Source organism: Kitasatospora sp. NPDC059817 (assembly GCF_042731835.1).
In the GTDB taxonomy this organism is placed as follows: Bacteria; Actinomycetota; Actinomycetes; order Streptomycetales; family Streptomycetaceae; genus Kitasatospora.
On the sequence record NZ_JBHWIR010000057.1, the window covers coordinates 27,753 to 44,007 of the forward strand.

The window sequence follows — 16,255 nt, forward strand, 5'->3', positions numbered from 1 at the left end:
CGCCTCTGCGGGCGCGCGTCGCGCCGGCCGCCCCCCCCCCCCCCGGGGGTGGCTGGCGGGTCAGGCGGTGGGGAAGTCGCCGGCCTTGACCCCGGTGAGGAAAGCGGACCAGGCGTCGGCCGGGAAGACCAAGGCCGGGCCGCTGGGGTCCTTCGAGTCGCGGACGGCCATGCCGCCAGCGACGACGTTCCCCGCCTCGACGCACTCGTTCGCCTGTGCGCTGTAGCTGCTCTTGTACCAGCCCCGAGCGGAGATCTTCGGCTTGGTCATGCGCTCACCCTCTTGTCTGATCTCTTAACTCGCTGTCTCTGCCGCGATTGCGGTGATCATATCCAGCGACTGGGCGGGGTTCAGGGCTGACGATCGCAGGTCCTCGAAGACGAGCCCGTAGCCGTCGAGTTCTGCCTCTCGTTCCAGGTAATGGCTGCTCGTCAGATTCTCCAGAAACACTGCTCCCGAGGTAGGGGAGCCAGTGAATCCGTACATCACGAATGCCCCGCAGGCGCCAGCGGTCGGACCGATGTCGAGCGGAACCACTTGCAAGGTGACGTTGGGGAGTTGCGCCGCTTCGACGAGGTAGCCCAGTTGCGCGCGGTGTGCATCGGCGCCGCCCACCGGGCATCGGAGGGCCGGCTCCCAGATGATCGCGCAGAGTCGGGCCGGATCGGGCTTGGTCAGAACCTCCTTGCGTTCCATCCGGAGCCTGACCAACTGGTCGATGCGTTCCGGGCGGACAACAGCCGGGTTGGCCTGAAGCAGAGCGCGGGTGTAGTCCTCGGTCTGCAACAGGCCTGGCAGGACCAGTGGCTGCCAGTTCCGGATGTAGCGAGCGTCTGCTTCCAGATCGAGGAAGTCCACATAGGCGGGCGGGATCGTATCGCCGTGGTCGTGCCACCAGCCGCGCTTCTTGCTGTCGCGGGCCAGCGTCTCAAGGGAATCGCGGTCCCTCGGCTCCGTGACGCCGTACAGGTCCATCAGGACGCCGAGGTCCAGTCGGCGGATCCCGACCGCGCCGGTCTCTATCCGGCTGATCTTCGCGCGCGAGCACGCGAGCGCGGATGCGGCGTCCTCGGTGGTCCTGTTCGCTGATTCCCGGAGCCGACGGAGCTCCGACCCCAGGCGGCGGCCGCGGACGGTCGGCCTCGGTTCGTCGGTCATGCGCGATTCCTCCCTTGAACTGCCCAGTCTGCCCCGTGACGGACCGTCGGGGCCACGCGCCTCGCAAATCTGCACGGTTGCAGTCGTTCTTGTTGCAGACGGCATTGGCGCAGTGGCATGCTACAGGGAGTAGTCCATGAAAGACACAGCGTGATCTTGATGGATCGTCACCCGGGCATCCCCATGCCCGCCGACGGTCCTCGGGCCTTGCCTCACGTGCCCGGATCACGCTTTCCCGCTCCGCCGCCGAGGAGGCGTCGCCATGTCCGAAACGCTGAAGATCCCGCCCCCCGTCGCGGGGGAGTACTCCTGCTGGCTGTCGCGCCACCAGAAGTCCGTGCCCACCGCGCGGGGACTGCTGCGAGGCTTCCTCTCCGACCACCAGGGGGGTGAACTGTTCTTCGACTACTCCGGGTTGGTGCTCGGCGAACTCGTCACCAACGCCGTCCAGCACGCCCGCACCCCGTCCGACCGGCTGCTGTTCGTGCGCTTCGCCCTCTCGGCCGACGACCTCAGGATCGAGGTCCACGACGCCGACTCCCGGCAGCCCGTGCTGCGTCGCGTCAACGGGGACGAGGAATGCGGGCGGGGGCTGTGGCTGGTGTCCGAACTCGCCCTCCAATGGGGCTGCCGACCGTGCGCGGGCGGGGTCGGCAAGGCGGTGTGGGCGGTCCTCGGACCCCGGAGCGGCGCCGCCGCGTGACCACCATCGCGCCGCGCGACTACCCGCACCCGGTCACCGTCGAGATCGGCGGCGTCACCGAGACCGCCACCTTCACCCGGCTCGCCGACGCCCTGGCGGCCGTGCGCACCGCCCTGGCCCGCCTTCCCCTCGACGACGACCACGCCGCCTACCTCGCCGACCTGTTCGCCCCCGAATCCACCGCCCTCATCTCCCGCCGGCTGACCGACTTCGGCGCGCTGCGCACGATCGCCTTCGTCGGCATCCACGCCCACCCCATCCACTTGCGCCCCGCTGACGGCATCGACGAGCTCCCGGACCCGAGGTGAGGCGCAGCTGCGCCCGGGTCGTGAGGTGGTGGTGCCTGCGCGGCCAGTTCTCCCTGCCCGTGCGGGCGTTGAGTCCGGGGCGCCGCGCCGCCCACGCCGAGATACGGCGCTGGGCGGCCGCCCCGGGCAGTGCCGAGGCCCTGCTGCGGGCCGTCGCCGACCGCGCCGCCCGCCAGGCGCCCTCGCGCTAGTTGTGTTGTGACCGGGACCGTTCGCCGTGGATGGGGGCGCCTCTAAGTCTTCCTGCGAGAGGTCTGATCACTCGGCCACTGCCGCGCGCCAGATCCATGAGGTGCGGCGGGGGCGGTCTTCCAGATCGCCCCGGCCGGTGCACCAGAGGAGGACATGGGCCGGGTCGCCGGGTGGAGCTTCGGGGAAGAGCCGGTGGAGTACCGCCGCGCAGAGCGGCGCCGGGGGCAGCCATGGCACGCCCAGCCCCTGGGTGATGTCGTGGGTGTGCAGGAGCACCTCGGCGACACCCATTGCCGCAAAGCCTGACGAGTCGCAAGGGCCCCAGTGCCAGGCCCGCGCCTCCGGGCCGGCCGTGGCCAGGGCACTGCCGAGTAGCCCTGCGCAGGCGGTGACCACCTGGAGCACCTCGCGTGGGGAGCTGTCCGGGCGGACGGCGAGGTCGAAGGGCAGGTAGGCGTCCGTCGGGCGTGCGGCGATCTGCCCGGCGTAGGCCAGCAGGTCATGGGCGATGTGGGCGGCCGTCGTCCAGCAGCTCCATTCCAGCGGACCTGCCGGTACCGACCAGTCCTCCGCGTCGTGCGGGCCAAGTACCCGCATCATCTCGGTCACGGCCTCGTTGACGTCTCGGTTGTCGATGTAGCGCATCCGGCGATGCTACGGCTGCGACAGGAGGGTTCATCCGCCACGGTTGGGCTGCCGCGCTTGCGAGGGGGCGTCCGCCCCGGCGGAGGCCCTTCTCGCTGCGGATGCGTGCGCGTTCACGGCGTTGGGCGGCCAGGACGTCGGGGTGGCGGGCGTTGGCGTTGCGCCAACGGAGGCGGCGGTGCAGTTCACGGTTCTGGACGGGGCGGGCGGCGCGGATCGACTTGAGCGCGGCCCTCCTGATCAGTCAGTCTGCGGACCCTGACCGGTTCTGCCACCACGCCTCCACACATTGGATGGGATGTCAGCCCCCGTCCAATCGGCCCCAGCCTTCGCCCAGGCAGGAGGCCGGTGAACCTATGCGGTCAGAGCGCTGGCGTCTGTCCCGCGCTGCTGCGGGGCGGAGAACGGGATCGATCCCGGCCAGACTGTCGCGCAGCCGACGGGCCCCCAGGGCGACGCGGTCGTCGGCGGCCCGCGACAGCTCCTCGCACAGCCGTACCGCGTCGTCCCGGTCGTCGGCGACGATGCCGAACACGTCGGCGACCGCGGTGTGGATCCAGTCGCCGTGGTTGTCGTCGGCCACTGCCAGTGCGGACGCGACGATCGCCAGCCCGGCCAGGTCGTTTCGCCGCAGCAGGGCTTGTGCGCTCACCCGGGTGACGAAGGTGTCGCCTGCGTCGAGCACGAGCGCCAGCAGCGGCCCGCGGGCCTCCCGCAGCTCGGCGAAGCCTGCCAGGGCGCGACCGGCGTCCGCCCGGTCGCGGTAGTCGCGGCTGCGCCCGAGCTCGGCCAGCGCCGCGACGGCCGCCCGCCGCATGTCCCCGTCCATCTGTCTGTCCACCCCTTCCGAGAGGTCCGGCGAAAGTACCACCGGGGCGCTCCGCGGGCTGATCCGCCAAGATCGGCCGGACAGGGCCTAGCCGCAATGCCACTGACTTTGCGGTCCTCCGCGACCCTCCGACCGAGGCATCGCCACAGGTCAGCGGCTCGTGATCGCTGTTAAGTCAGTGGCATTGGACCTAGCCGAACAGGACGGCCAGCCGGGTCCGGTCGTCCTCGGGTCGTAGGAGCAGCGCGTGGCTCCTGCCGCTCGCGGCCGCGCCGACGAGGACCGGCAGTCCCCAGTCGGCTCCCAAGCGCGTCTCGCGTCCCGTGACGGAGTCGCGGTAGCGGTCTGGAGCGCCGGCCCACAGCGCGACCGGGGTGGCGCCGTCCAGGACCAGCAGGCCGTTCGTGTGCTCCGTCGTGAAGCGCAGCGCGTGGTGCCCGGGGCCGTGGACCGGCCAGACCGCGAAGGGCCCGTCCGGCAGAACGCCGGCCGGAGCAGTGGACCGGGCGCCGGTGCCGTCGAGGCGGACCGCGCTGACCCGGCCGTCGTCGGCGACGGAGTACAGCAGCGCCGAGCCGTCGGAGTGGGCTTCGGCGAGCAGCAGAAACGCCTCCTCGGGGTCCCGCAGGACGGGACGTTCCCGCTCGACGGCGAGGGTGTCCGGGGTGAGGATGCGCAGCGTCGCGGGTCCCGCCGGATCCGCGTCCAGCGCGAGTACTGCCAGCTGCGCCCCGTCGGTGCATACCACCGCGTACTGCGACTGAGGCAACGGCAGCCGCACCGGGCGGCGGACCCGCCACCGGGGCCCGCCGGCGCCGGACTCCAGGTCTGCCGCCTGGACCCGGGACGGCCGGCGTTCGTCGAAGACGTCGTCCAGGTGCCAGAAGGCACGGTCGCCGATCCACCCGACGAAGTCGCCCGCGAAGGCGGAGGTGCGCGGCGGTTGTTCCCACCTGCCCCGTCCCCGCAACGGCAGGAGGGTGTCGGGCTCTTGGTCCACGCCGTCCTGGAGCACGGACATCCGAGCCCAGGGGTTGCCGTCCGGGCCGGTGTACAGGGCGGGATTGACGCCCTCGTGCTCCACCGTGATCTCCTCCACACCGTCCGGACCGACCGTCAGGTAGAGGGTGTCGTCACCGCCGTCCGCCCTGTGCCGGTTGGCGGCGACCACCACCGCCTCGCCCGCTCCACCGCAGACGCTGCGGAACGACAGCCCGCCCTCGTCCCTCAGGGTGACCAGCCGAGCGCCGGAGGCCGTGTCGATCCGCCACTCGACCGGCGAGGAAGCGGAGGTCAGTTCACGCATGCAGCCCATCTTAGGGAGGAGGCCGGTCGGGCCGACGGCGCGGCGAGCGGGACGCTGCGGCCCGCACGGCCGTCCCCCGGCGGTCACACCGCTGTTCGCGCAGCACGACCACCGCGTCGTCGCCCTGATCCAGTTGCGGCGCCGGTCGGCCGGGCCGGGGCCTCAGCGCCGCGCGTGGCGGACCTTCAGCCGTCCGAACCCGGTGGTCCCGGAGATCCGGATGGTGGGGCCGCCGGGGGTGGGGTGCCGCGGGGGCTTGTAGCGGGCCTCCTTCCAGCCGGCGTGCATGCCCTCGATGTCGACGACCGCGTCGTGGGGCACCGTGATCCTGGCGCCGCCGGTGCCGAGTTGCAGTTCGATGTCGACGACCGGGTGCTCGAAGACCGCCCGGGACAGGTCCAGGTGCACCCTGCCGAGCGCGGAGGCGACCTTGAGGGTCCGGGGCACCCGCCAGGCGCCGCTGCGCCGGATGCGTCCCGTGGCGGCGCCGATCGTCGTCTCGGTGCCCGCGCCCGGCTCGGGGAGCGAGGCCAGGGACCGCGCGAGTGCGCCCTGCGTCCTGGCGGTGAGCGCCTGGTCGAGGCGTTCGTCCATCTCCTCGTGGGAGATGCGCCCTTGGCTGTACGCCTCTTGCAGGCGTTGCACGGCCGTGTCGCGGTCGTCGTCGCCGGCCAGGGGCGAGAGGTCTTCCGGCAGCGAGGTCACCGCCACAGCCTAGCGCCGCGCCTGCGCCGCGAGTCAGCCAAGGCCCCTGGCGGGTACGGCCGGTGCCGCGCGGAGCCGGTGCGCGCAGGATCGCGGCCCCGCGTCGGGCGGCGTGCGGTCAGCGCAGGGCGGCGAGTTCGCTGACGCGCAGGGTGGGGGTGCCCAGGAAGAGGTCGGCAGGTGCCGGGCCGTGGGCGATGTTGAGCGTGTCGAGCCGGTAGGTCCACGCGCCGTCGTGTGCGTGGGCGAAGCGGTAGTTGATCTGCCAGCGCAGCCATTGCCCGCGGGCCAGGCGCACTGCCGGGGGGCGGCGCCGTCGGCGCGGCATGCCGAAGGGCGTCGCGACGAGCTGGACCCGCAGCAGGTGGCCGGCCTCCTGGAGGAGCACGCCGGTGTCCGTGCGGGAGCCGGGTGTGCTCTCGTGCGTCAGGGAGCGGGGCCGGAAGCCGTCGGCCTCGTGCATCCGGACCTCGTGGACGAGGGGCGGTGAGCCGGGCGGCAGCAAGAAGGCGGTCGGGGCCGCGTTGCGCCGGGCGGCTTCGGGTCCGCCCCGGGACTGTCCGGTCCATGACGTGCGGACCCACTGCATCACTGTTTCCACGGGGCCGATCCTGCGGCACGGCGGTGCCCGGGCGCCACGTCGTTTCGGCGGCTCACGGCAACGACCGGGGCCGGGCGGGTGGGCCTCACGGCACCGGCCGGGGCGGGGCGGGTGGGCCTGACGGCAACGGCCATGCACGGGTGGGCGCGTAGTCGGCCTTGAGGCTGTGCAGCTGGGCGGCGAGCAGGCGGCCCGCCGCCCCGGCCAGGCCCTGGCGGTCCGTCACCGGATGCGGACCGTCCAGGAGGGACATGGTGAGGCGGTAGGTCGACAGGGCGCTGTCCGTCCGGGCCCCGGTCTGCTCCCGGGACGGTGCGCGGGACAGCACCAGTACCGCCGGCTCGCGGTTCTCGGCGATGGCGGCGCCGAGGCGGGCGTGGCCGTCCAGGACCACATGGCAGTTGAGCCCGCTGAACCACCAGAGCAGGACGGGCGCCAGGATGCCCTCCCGGGCCTGCTTGCGGCAGGCCTTCACCCGGGGGTCGCCGGGTGGCGGCATCCGGCGCAGCGGCATGACCCGCCACGAGCCGTCGAACCAGTCGATGTAGCCGTCGGGATGGCCGTCGAGCAGCAGGGAACGCCACTGGCCGCCCGGCCCGCCTGCGGCCGGTGCCATCCCCTCGCGGGCGAGCCGCGGGGAGAGCACCCACCGCCCCTCGTGGAGCGGGCCGGCGGCGCGGGCGTGCAGGGCGCCGGCGAAGCGGTGCGCCCAGCGGGCGTACCAGGACGGCCCTCCCGGCCCGGCGACCGCGCACGCCTCGGCGATCGCGCACGCCTCGGCGGCCCGCAGGGGGGTGATGGGGGAGCGGTAGTGGTCCGTGCGGGAGTACTCGACGCCGCACCGGTCGTCGTCGATCCTGCCGGTGAGCACCACCCGCGGACCCTGCGACAGGACGATCAGGTTCCCGTTCGCCGTCCGCGGCCGCAGCCCCGGTTCGGTGGCAGGGGGGAGCTCCAGGCCCAGGCCGCCCCAGGATTCGCCGTCGGCCGCTGTCAGATTCCTCCGGTGCACCGGCCGATCCTAGGCGCAGGCGGGCAGGCCCGTGTCGGCCCGCCCGGCCCGGGTTGACACGTTTCTTCACATCTAGAATATTGGATGCGTCATCTGGTCGAGGGTCGGGCGAAGGGAGTGCGCGGTGGATCCGCTGGCCGTTCACAAGGCGCTCGCCAATCCGGCGCGGGCGGACTTCCTGCGCTGGCTCAAGACGCCCGAGCGCTACTTCGACGAGGACTACTACCGCGAACGCGGCGTGGGCTTCCACATCGGCGTGTGCGTGACGGACATCCGGGAGAAGTCCGGGCTCGCCCAGTCCGTGGTCTCCGGCTACCTGCAGATCCTGCGCGACGCCGGACTGCTGGTGTCCGAACGCGTCGGCAAGTGGACCTTCTACCGCCGCGACGAGGAGACGATCGCCGCGTTCGCCGCCTACGCCCGCGACGAACTCTGACGCTCCGCCCCCTCAGGGGCGCACCCCACCGCCCCCGCCGGGGCGGCCCGGGCTGCGCCCTTCCTTTTCGCCCCATTCCATCTAACTATCTAGATTTGTAGCCCTGTGCGTGGGGGGGGGCGGGTGCCGTGCGCCCGCACACCCCGCGCACCGGGCGGACGGAGGCAGCACATGGCAAAGACCGGCCCCGCCGTCCTGACGCTCTCCCTGGGAGTGTTCGGGATCATCACCACCGAGATGGGCGTCGTCGGCGTCCTGCCCCGCATCTCCGAGGACCTCGGCGTCACACCCTCCGCCGCCGGCTGGCTGGTGGGCGTCTTCGCCCTCGTGGTCGCCGCCACCGGGCCGTTCGGCACCCTGCTGGCCTCCGGCCTGCGCCGCAAGGCCGTCCTGGCGGGCGCCCTGGCCGTCTTCGCGCTCTCCAACGCCGTGTACGCGCTCACCGACGACTTCGCCGTGATGTTCGCCTTCCGGATCCTGCCCGCGCTCTTCCACCCCGTCTTCTTCGCCGTCGCCCTCACCACCGCCGCCAACCTGGTCCCCGCACACCGCGCCACCCGGGCGGCCACCACCGTCTTCGCCGGCGTCACCCTCGGCTTCGCCTTCGGCGTGCCGCTCACCTCCTACCTCGCCGAACACGCGGGCCTGGCCGCCGCGTTCTGGTTCGGCGCCGGCGTCAACCTGCTGGCCTGCCTGGGCGTCCTGCTCCTCCTGCCCTCCACCCCCGCAGCGCCCACCACCCCCACCACCCCCACCACCCCCGCAGCGCCCGCCGGCCGGCGCCCCTCCTACCGGGGCCAGCTGGCCATCCTGCGCCGGGGCCGGCTGTGGCTGTCGGTCCTGGCCGTCGTGTGCGTGTTCGCCGCGATGTTCTCCGTCTACGGCTACTTCGCCGAATACCTGGAACACGTCACCGGCCTGAGCGCCTCCCTGGTGGGCGCCGCGCTGATGGCCTTCGGGATCGTCATGGTCCTCGGCAACCTCCTCTTCGGCCGCCTCCTGGAACGCGACCTGCTGCGCACCGTCACCGCCTTCCCCGCCCTCTACGTCCTCCTCTACGCCCTGCTCTACGCGATCGGCCCCTGGCCCGCGCCGATGACCGCCGGCGTCCTGCTCTGGGGCGCGGTGCACTCCGGCGGACTCGTCGTCAGCCAGAGCTGGCTGGCCCGCGACGCCCAGGACGCACCCGAGTTCGGCAACAGCCTGTTCATCTCCTTCTCCAACCTGGGCATCACCGCCGGCAGTGCGGTGGGCGGCCTCGTCGTCTCCACCGCCGGCGCCCGCCACCTGCCCTGGGCCGGAGCGGGCTTCGCCCTCGCCGCCCTGGCCGCCGTCCTGCTCCGCCGCCGCCTGGGCCCCGGCGCCCCCACCGCCGCCACCGCCCCGGCGCCGCAGGCGCAGGACGCACCGCCCGCCACCGTCTGAGCCGGCCGGCCAGGACTTCGCGGGCCTGCTGGACGCTCGCAGAGGGGTGCGCGGGCACGCAGGCCCGGCCTTCGTCAGATTCCGTACAGGTGGTGCGGGACCGCTCGCTCCCAGACCGCTTCGAACGCGGTGGCGCACAGCTTGACGGTCTGCGGGTCCGCCGTGATCTCGTCCTCGACCACCGCGCCGTCGCCGGAGAAGTGGTGCACCCGGAGCAGCGCGTCGTCGAACAGCCAGAAGTCGTTGCCCGGCAGGGGGATGCCCGTGGCCCGTCGCCGGGGCAGCCAGCGGACCTCCTCGCCCGCCGTGACGTTGGCGTGGGTGACGTAGTGCTCCCACCGGATGTACGCGGACACGGGCTCGGAGACGACCCGGGCCCGGCGCACGGCCACGCCCCGGACCACCGTGTCCGTGATCAACTGGTCATAGGGATGCCACCAGGACCCGCGGTCCTCCCAGTCGATCCGCTCGCCGCGCCGCCACGCCTCGAACCGCTCTGTCGGGGCGTAGGAGTCCCGCAGCTCCAGATGGACGGCGGACCGCCGGCACCGCCCGAGCAGCTCGGCGAAGTCGGGCACGCTCGACGGCGCCTGCGTTCCTCCGGGGACAGCTCGGACGGCCGAACCGCTCGTCGGGGTCCGGCGGGGCGGCTTCGCCTCCCGGCGGTCGGGGGCCCCTTGCGGTGCCGCGCTCACGTGCCCAGGGCTTTGCGGATCAGGGTGGCGAGCACGGCGGCCTCGGCCTCCTTGAGGTGTCCCAGGGCCACCCAGGAGAAGCTGGAATCCGTGAACACGTCCGGGCCGCCACGGACGAGGGTGGAGATCCCGGCAGCGCGTAGCGCTTCCCTCAGATCGTTCGCCGCCGACTCCCCGGCGCTCACCCGTTCCGACTGTCCAGTCGGCTCAAGACCCGACATGTGCCACTCCCTTGACCGGTGGGGTTTCCGTCACCACGAAGGTAGGGGCGGCGGCCGGAGCCGGGCGGAGGTGATTCCCGGTGATTCTCACAGCAGCGACCGGCGCGCCCGGACAATCACCCGATGGGCTGACGGGCCGTAGACGGCGCTCTGCGCCAGGGCCTCCCACGCCCGGATGTGAAGCGCGACGTCCGCCGGATCGTCCAACCACATCTCCGCGTGCCAGGACTCGGTGATGACCAACGCGCCGTCGTGGATGGAGAATCCGACTCCCGCGGGCACTCTGAGATCGGCATCGAACGGCACGATCCCGAGCCGGACGTTCCCACGAGCAAGCCAGGGGGCCAGGGACTCCAGCTGGTCCGCCAGTACGGCCGGCGGGCAGAGCCGGGAGACGAGGGCGCCTTCCCACACCAGGAAGTGGAACGACCGCGACCGGTCGTTGAGAACCCTCTGACGCTCCATGCGGGCTACTGTCGCGGCCTCGACGTCGCGGATCGACGGATGGACCCTGGTGTACCGGGTGAGGACCGCTCGCGCGTACTCGGCGGTCTGGAGCAGGCCGGGAACCAGGGTCGGGTCGAATGACCGCCGGTCGCCGGTCCGCTTCCCCTGCGCGGCGTGCGCCTCCTGCACCGGCCGGACACCGCCGGCGAGCTGGCGCCGCCACGACCGGTACTGGGTCTCCACCGTCCGCAGCCGGCCCACCAGTTCGGCGCCGGCGTCGGGCCGGCCGACGGCCTCGGCCCAGGCGACCACGTCGGCCCTGGTGGGAGACTGCCTGCCGTTCTCCAACTTGCTGACCTTGGACTGGGGCCAGCCCAGCCGCACGGCCAAGGCGCGTCCGGACAACCCGCACTCGGTGCGGAGTTCACGCATCCGGGCACCAAGAGCAGACCGCGCCTGCTGATAGTCGGTGCTCACATGTCGGAAGGTACCTGAGCCCGGAACTGCGCGTAGGGCCTCGCGTGGTGCCAGGCGGCATCACGCGTCTGGCAGGCACGGAGGACTTCCAGCGGGTCGGTGACCAACTCCATTCCCACGGTGCGCTCCCCCTCGAAGTGGAAGCGCGCGACCGTGCGGGAGTCGAAGAGCCAGAAGTCCGACAGCCCGGCCAGCCCGGCCGCCTCGGCCTCCGAACGCCACATGCACCGGATGTCCTCACCGGCCGCCACGTTGGTCCGGGCACACGCCAGCAGGTACCGCTGCCCCTCGGTCGGCGGATCGTCCACCAGGCGCACCCGCTCGAACCTCTTGCCCTTGCCGATCATGCGGCGCACGTTCTCGAACCAGGGGTGCCCGACCTCCCCGGCGCTGTCCCCCGTCCGAAGGAACTCGGCGTAGGAGGGCGTCAGCTTGTCGGAGAGGTATCCCGCCCTTGTCTCCAACCGCCACGCGGTGTGCTCGAAACCGTCGTTGATGAACTCGGTGATCCGCTGCTGCGGTACGAACTCCGGCACCGGCGTTGACTCCTTCGGCGCGAACCGCACCAGCAGTTCGCGGGGCACGACTACGAAGCCCTCATCGTCCTTCACGTGCATGAGTTGCGCCACGTCCTCGGGGTCCGTCACGGCGTACCCCTGCACGACCACCTCGCCGGTGTCCACGTCCTCGTACAGCGTCGGGCAGTCGCCGACACCCGAGGTGCTACCGATGACGCGCAGCCGCCTTGCCATGGTTGTTCCTCTCGACGGCGGACAGGAAGGTCCTCCCATGATCGGCCTCAACCGGCGCTCCGGGAGGCGTGATTCTCGATGATTCTCATGACGGTCCAACGCGGGCGTGGTGACGGCCGGATGCCGGGGGTGTGAGCCGGGTGCCGGTGGCCTGTCAGTGGTGTGCCGGTGGGCCCTGGGAGCTTTCCGGGGACAGGCCGGGTGCCCATCCGGCAGGCGTGCGACAGACAGGGAACCACCATGACCACCGACATCACGATCATCGGCGCCGGACTCGGCGGGCTGACCCTGGCCCGCGTGCTGCACCTGCACGGCATCGCGTCCACGGTCTACGAGGCGGAGGCCTCGCCGGCGGCGCGTGCGCAGGGCGGGATGCTCGACATCCACGACTACAACGGGCAGCTCGCCGTCCGGGCGGCCGGCCTGATGGACGAGTTCGAGGCCCTCGTGCTGGAGGGCCGCCAGGCGATGCGGATCCTCGACCGGGACGGGAGCGTCCTGCTCGACAAGGCCGACGACGGCACGGGCGGGCGCCCCGAGGTGCAGCGCGCCGAACTGCGGCAGATGCTGCTCGACTCGCTCCCGGCCGGCACCGTCCGGTGGGGCCGCAAGGCCGCCGGCGTCCGCGCCCTGGGCGCCGGCCGCCACGAGGTGGCGTTCGCCGACGGCGCCACCGCCGTCACCGGCCTGCTGGTCGGCGCGGACGGCGCGTGGTCACGGGTGCGGCCGCTGCTGTCCGCCGCCACCCCCGAGTACACCGGCACGTCGTCCGTCGAGACCTACCTGTTCGACGCCGACACCCGCCACCTCGCCGCCGCGAAGGCGGTCGGCGGCGGGTCGATGATGGCGCCCTCGCCCGGCGCGGAGATCTTCGCCCACCGGGAGAGCGGCGACACCCTGCACACCTACGTGATGCTCACCAGGACGCAGGACTGGTTCGCCGCCGTCGACTTCACCGACCCCGCCGCGGCACGCGCCCGCATCGCGGCACAGTTCGACGGCTGGGCACCGGAACTCACCGCGCTGATCACCGACGGCGATACCGCCCCGGTCCTGCGCCCCCACCACACCCTGCCGATCGCCCACCGCTGGGACCGGGTGCCGGGGGTGACCCTGCTCGGCGACGCCGCCCACCTCACCGCCCCCAACGGCGAGGGCGCCAACCTCGCCATGCTCGACGGCGCCGAACTCGGCCAGGCCCTGGCCGCGCACCCCGGCGACACCGAGGCCGCCCTCGCCGCGTACGAGCGGGCCATGTTCCCCCGCAGCGCCGAGGCCGCCTCCGAGGGCGTGCACATGCACGAGCTCCTCAACGGCGACGACACCCCCCAGGCCCTGATCGCCGCCTTCCTCGACGGCGAAGCGGCCTCCTGAACCGCCCTCCTGAACCGCCCACCTGAACCGCCCACCGGCAAACGGGCGCAGGGCGGCGCTCAGGCGTACCGGTCGAGCAGCGCCTCCAGGTAGTCCTCCAGGCGCCGGCCCAGCAGGGCCGGCGTCAGGTCGCCGCGCCCCAGCTCCCGCCACGGCACGGCGACCTTCTCCGCGTCCGGGGCGAACGCCAGCGCGTCCAGCAGCCGCCAGTACAGGTGCGCGCCCGGGTCGGCCTCCAGCGTGCCGCCGGCCGCCAGGTAGCGGGCGGCGAAGTCCAGGCCGGTGTCCACGCCGTGCAGCAGGGCCAGGGCGGTGGAGCAGTGGGCCACGTCCAGGTCGGCCGGGCCCCAGGAGGTCTCCACCCAGTCCACGACCCCGCTGACGGCCAGCGCGGCGCCCTGCCCGGTGAACAGCACGTTGCCGGGGTGGAAGTCGCGGTGCAGGAAGCACGGCCGGTACGCGGGCGCCTCGCGGCGGATCACCTCCACCGCCCGCCGCCACACCCCGGGACGCGCCGTGGCCCCGGGCACCCGCACCCGATCCGGGGCCGTCCACGCCTCGAAGGCGCGGGGGCGCTCGCCCGGCGCCACCGCGAGGGCGTGCACGGCGGCCAGCTGACCGGCCAGCAGGTCCGCGCGGCGCTCCACGTCGCCGTCCTGCGCCACCCGTACGCCGCCCGGCAGCAGCGACATCACCAGCGACGGGTGGTCGCAGAACTCGCCCGCCGCGTCCAGGGCGTGCAGCCGCGCCGCCGGCACGCCGCCGTCCGCGAGCAGCCGCAGCACGCCGGCCTCACGGGTCAGCAGGGCGGGCGCGTGGCGCAGGTAGAACGGCTTGACGAACGAACGCAGCACCAGCGCGTACCCGCCCCCGCCCTCGCCCGCACCCCCCTCCGGGCCGACGTCCAGGCGCCGCATCCGCGACGTCCAGCCGCCGCGCAGGCCCGTCACCGACCGCACCCGGTGGCCCGGGGGGAGGCCCTGCTCCACCCAGCGCAGCGTGGCGGCCCAGTCCCGGCCCGAGGACCCGTACGGTTCGTGCGGCAGTTCGTGCGGCGGTTCGTGCGGCGGTGCGAAGGCGTTCATCCGCCGAAGGATACGAACACCGCCCGCCCGCCGCCATGCCGGGTTCCCACCCGCCCCCGCAGCCCGCGCGGCCCCGGGCCTGACGCAGGGTCAACTCACCGTCAACGCCCGCCGACCGCCCACTATTCCGAGACCAGTCGAAGTTTGACAGTTCCCCGCGCACCGGGTTACGTAAGTGGCCGCACCGCACGCCGCACCGCACGCCACGCCGCACGTCGCACCGCCACCGGCCCGCCGCAGCAGGGGAGTTACGCCATGTCCAGGACCGTCGTCTTCGACCGCACCGGAGGACCGGAGGTCCTGACCGTGCGAGCCGCCGCCGTCCCCGTGCCCGGCCCCGGCGAACTGCTCATCCGCGTCAGCGCGATCGGCCTCAACCGCGCCGAGGCCCTCTTCCGCGCCGGCGCCTACCTCGACGAGCCCAAACTGCCCGCCACCCCCGGCTACGAGGCCGCCGGCACCGTGGAGGCCCTCGGCGAGGGCGTCACCGGCTTCGCCGCCGGCGACCGGGTCGACACCGTCCCGGCCTTCTCCCAGAACGACTACGGCGTCTACCGCACCCACGCCCTCGTGCCCGCCCGCGCCGTCGTCCACCACCCGGCCGGCCTCACCGACGTCCAGGGCACGGCCGTGTGGATGCCCTACCTGACCGCCTACGGCGCCCTCGCCGAGGACGGCCACCTGCGCCCCGGCGACCACGCCCTGCTCACCGCCGCCGCCTCCGGCACCGGCCTGGCCGCCATCCGCACCGCCCGCCGCCTGGGCGCCGTCCCCATCGCCACCACCCGCACCCGCGCCAAGAAGCAGCAACTCCTGGACGCCGGCGCCGCCGACGTGATCGTCACCGGCGAGGAGGACCTGGTGGCCCGGGTGGACGCCATCACCGCCGGCACCGGCGTGCGCACCGTCTTCGACCCCGTCGCCGGCCCCGGCGTCCTCACCCTCGCCCGCACCATCGCCCCCGGCGGCCGCCTGATCGTCTACGGCCGCCTCGACCCCCGCGACACCCCCCTGCCCGGCCAGGACACCTTCGCCCCCGTCACCAGCCGCTTCTACTCCATGCACGAGGTGACCCGCGACGACGAACGGCTGCGCCGCGCGCAGGCCTTCGTCACCGCCGGGCTCGCCGACGGCTCCTTCACCCCCGCCGTCGACCGGGTCTTCGAGGGCCTCGACCGGATCGCCGAGGCCCACCGCTACCTGGAGGCCGGCACCCAGGTCGGCAAGATCGTCCTCACCGTCCAGAACTGACCCCACTGACCCCACCAGGGCCGAGCCTTCCAGAACCGGCCCGCCCCACGGCCGCCGGCCGCGGGACGGGCCGGCCCGCTCAGAGCGCCGTGCGGGCCTCGGCATCGGCGGCGGCGACCACCGCCGACAGCAGGCCCGGGAAACGGCCCTCCAACTCCTCGGCGCGCAGCGAGTTCATCTTGGTGGTGCCGACGTAGTACTGGTGCAGCAGTCCGGCCTGGCGCAGCACGTTGAAGTGGTGCGTCGAGGTGGAACGGGAGACCGGAAGATCAAAGGAGCCGCAGCTCAGCGCGGCACCCGCGTGGGCCAGCCGGCGCACCACCGATCTGCGGGCAGGGTCCGCGAGTGCCTCCAACACCTGCTGGACCCTGAGGTCCTCCACACCAGGGTGCACGATCACCCGCGCCGCCACGCGTGCCCGTCCCACACCCACCACCCCTTCCCAACGCTCGACCCCCGTCCCGGTTCGGTAAAAGCCGCGCGGCGTGCGCGACTTCGCGCCTCGACGCTACTACGAGCGCGCCGTGCGCCACGCCCACCGCAACACCTCCGCAACACGCGCGCGCCCGCCCCGGCGCGCCCGCGACCCCCGCGCCCCCGCCCGCCCCCGTGCGCGCACGCGCGCCTGTCTCT

General features: G+C 73.2%; 21 protein-coding genes and 1 pseudogene. 7 read left to right on the forward strand and 15 right to left on the reverse strand.

What is annotated here, in order from left to right:
• Positions 1-60: 60 nt before the first annotated feature.
• Both ACFV61_RS14990 and ACFV61_RS14995 read right to left on the reverse strand, forming a co-directional pair.
• Positions 61-270: a DUF397 domain-containing protein gene (locus tag ACFV61_RS14990; protein ID WP_063353001.1), complete on the reverse strand. Its 210-nt coding sequence runs from the start codon at positions 268-270 to the stop codon at positions 61-63.
• 24 nt (positions 271-294) lie between these two features.
• Positions 295-1,158, reverse strand: coding sequence for a helix-turn-helix transcriptional regulator (locus ACFV61_RS14995; RefSeq protein WP_063353000.1), 864 nt, complete (start codon positions 1,156-1,158; stop codon positions 295-297).
• Positions 1,159-1,420: 262 nt separating this feature from the next.
• Here ACFV61_RS14995 and ACFV61_RS15000 point away from each other — a divergent pair, with 262 nt between their 5' ends.
• From ACFV61_RS15000 to ACFV61_RS15010, 3 genes are read left to right on the forward strand one after another with little or no spacing between them, the layout of a single operon-like run.
• Entirely contained in the window at positions 1,421-1,861 is a 441-nt protein-coding gene (locus ACFV61_RS15000) for an ATP-binding protein (protein WP_380491969.1), read from the forward strand.
• Positions 1,858-2,169: a hypothetical protein gene (locus tag ACFV61_RS15005; protein WP_380491971.1), complete on the forward strand. Its 312-nt coding sequence runs from the start codon at positions 1,858-1,860 to the stop codon at positions 2,167-2,169. Before ACFV61_RS15000 ends, ACFV61_RS15005 begins: the two co-directional genes overlap by 4 nt.
• Positions 2,166-2,360: a hypothetical protein gene (locus tag ACFV61_RS15010; protein WP_380378252.1), complete on the forward strand. Its 195-nt coding sequence runs from the start codon at positions 2,166-2,168 to the stop codon at positions 2,358-2,360. Before ACFV61_RS15005 ends, ACFV61_RS15010 begins: the two co-directional genes overlap by 4 nt.
• A gap of 67 nt (positions 2,361-2,427) precedes the next feature.
• Here ACFV61_RS15010 and ACFV61_RS15015 read toward each other — a convergent pair whose 3' ends face one another.
• The 7 genes and pseudogenes from ACFV61_RS15015 to ACFV61_RS15045 all read right to left on the reverse strand — a co-directional run bounded on the left by ACFV61_RS15015 (position 2,428) and on the right by ACFV61_RS15045 (position 7,459).
• A complete protein-coding gene (locus ACFV61_RS15015; protein ID WP_380491973.1) occupies positions 2,428-3,006 on the reverse strand; it encodes a maleylpyruvate isomerase N-terminal domain-containing protein in 579 nt (192 codons plus the stop codon).
• Between the two features lie 49 nt (positions 3,007-3,055).
• Positions 3,056-3,205 (reverse strand): annotated as a pseudogene (locus ACFV61_RS15020) (IS630 family transposase); the annotation flags it as partial.
• 102 nt (positions 3,206-3,307) lie between these two features.
• Positions 3,308-3,835 (reverse strand): hypothetical protein, encoded by a 528-nt coding sequence (locus ACFV61_RS15025; protein ID WP_380491975.1) that lies wholly within the window; start codon positions 3,833-3,835, stop codon positions 3,308-3,310.
• Positions 3,836-4,025: 190 nt separating this feature from the next.
• Complete coding sequence (locus ACFV61_RS15030; protein ID WP_380491977.1) at positions 4,026-5,141, reverse strand: hypothetical protein; 1,116 nt, start codon at positions 5,139-5,141, stop codon at positions 4,026-4,028.
• Positions 5,142-5,303: 162 nt separating this feature from the next.
• Entirely contained in the window at positions 5,304-5,846 is a 543-nt protein-coding gene (locus ACFV61_RS15035; RefSeq protein WP_380339300.1) for a DUF1707 domain-containing protein, read from the reverse strand.
• Positions 5,847-5,964: 118 nt separating this feature from the next.
• Positions 5,965-6,447 carry a hypothetical protein gene (locus ACFV61_RS15040; RefSeq protein ID WP_380491979.1) on the reverse strand — a complete coding sequence of 161 codons (483 nt, stop codon included), beginning with the start codon at positions 6,445-6,447 and terminating at the stop codon, positions 5,965-5,967.
• A gap of 85 nt (positions 6,448-6,532) precedes the next feature.
• On the reverse strand, positions 6,533-7,459 hold the full coding sequence (locus ACFV61_RS15045; protein ID WP_380491980.1) for a hypothetical protein: 927 nt from the start codon (positions 7,457-7,459) through the stop codon (positions 6,533-6,535).
• A 124-nt stretch (positions 7,460-7,583) separates the two neighbouring features.
• Here ACFV61_RS15045 and ACFV61_RS15050 point away from each other — a divergent pair, with 124 nt between their 5' ends.
• Both ACFV61_RS15050 and ACFV61_RS15055 read left to right on the forward strand, forming a co-directional pair.
• The gene (locus tag ACFV61_RS15050; RefSeq protein ID WP_063352995.1) at positions 7,584-7,895 is read left to right on the forward strand and encodes a helix-turn-helix transcriptional regulator; all 312 of its coding nucleotides are present in this window, start codon (positions 7,584-7,586) and stop codon (positions 7,893-7,895) included.
• 171 nt (positions 7,896-8,066) lie between these two features.
• Complete coding sequence (locus tag ACFV61_RS15055; RefSeq protein WP_380491982.1) at positions 8,067-9,320, forward strand: MFS transporter; 1,254 nt, start codon at positions 8,067-8,069, stop codon at positions 9,318-9,320.
• Positions 9,321-9,394: 74 nt separating this feature from the next.
• Here ACFV61_RS15055 and ACFV61_RS15060 read toward each other — a convergent pair whose 3' ends face one another.
• The 4 genes from ACFV61_RS15060 to ACFV61_RS15075 form a co-directional block, all read right to left on the reverse strand.
• Positions 9,395-9,898, reverse strand: a complete 504-nt coding sequence (locus tag ACFV61_RS15060) for a DUF6879 family protein (RefSeq protein WP_380491984.1) — start codon at positions 9,896-9,898, stop codon at positions 9,395-9,397.
• Between the two features lie 113 nt (positions 9,899-10,011).
• The gene (locus tag ACFV61_RS15065) at positions 10,012-10,236 is read right to left on the reverse strand and encodes a hypothetical protein (RefSeq protein WP_380480924.1); all 225 of its coding nucleotides are present in this window, start codon (positions 10,234-10,236) and stop codon (positions 10,012-10,014) included.
• Between the two features lie 87 nt (positions 10,237-10,323).
• Positions 10,324-11,160, reverse strand: a complete 837-nt coding sequence (locus ACFV61_RS15070) for a helix-turn-helix domain-containing protein (RefSeq protein WP_380480926.1) — start codon at positions 11,158-11,160, stop codon at positions 10,324-10,326.
• The gene (locus tag ACFV61_RS15075; RefSeq protein WP_380480929.1) at positions 11,157-11,912 is read right to left on the reverse strand and encodes a DUF6879 family protein; all 756 of its coding nucleotides are present in this window, start codon (positions 11,910-11,912) and stop codon (positions 11,157-11,159) included. Before ACFV61_RS15075 ends, ACFV61_RS15070 begins: the two co-directional genes overlap by 4 nt.
• Before the next feature lie 240 nt (positions 11,913-12,152).
• Here ACFV61_RS15075 and ACFV61_RS15080 point away from each other — a divergent pair, with 240 nt between their 5' ends.
• Positions 12,153-13,286: an FAD-dependent oxidoreductase gene (locus ACFV61_RS15080; RefSeq protein WP_380491987.1), complete on the forward strand. Its 1,134-nt coding sequence runs from the start codon at positions 12,153-12,155 to the stop codon at positions 13,284-13,286.
• A 59-nt stretch (positions 13,287-13,345) separates the two neighbouring features.
• On the opposite strand, the gene ACFV61_RS15085 is transcribed toward ACFV61_RS15080, so the two are convergent.
• Positions 13,346-14,371 (reverse strand): phosphotransferase family protein, encoded by a 1,026-nt coding sequence (locus ACFV61_RS15085; protein ID WP_380491989.1) that lies wholly within the window; start codon positions 14,369-14,371, stop codon positions 13,346-13,348.
• Between the two features lie 255 nt (positions 14,372-14,626).
• Here ACFV61_RS15085 and ACFV61_RS15090 point away from each other — a divergent pair, with 255 nt between their 5' ends.
• On the forward strand, positions 14,627-15,622 hold the full coding sequence (locus ACFV61_RS15090) for a zinc-dependent alcohol dehydrogenase family protein (RefSeq protein ID WP_380491991.1): 996 nt from the start codon (positions 14,627-14,629) through the stop codon (positions 15,620-15,622).
• A 79-nt stretch (positions 15,623-15,701) separates the two neighbouring features.
• On the opposite strand, the gene ACFV61_RS15095 is transcribed toward ACFV61_RS15090, so the two are convergent.
• Complete coding sequence (locus ACFV61_RS15095; protein ID WP_380491993.1) at positions 15,702-16,049, reverse strand: ArsR/SmtB family transcription factor; 348 nt, start codon at positions 16,047-16,049, stop codon at positions 15,702-15,704.
• Between the last annotated feature and the right edge of the window lie 206 nt (positions 16,050-16,255).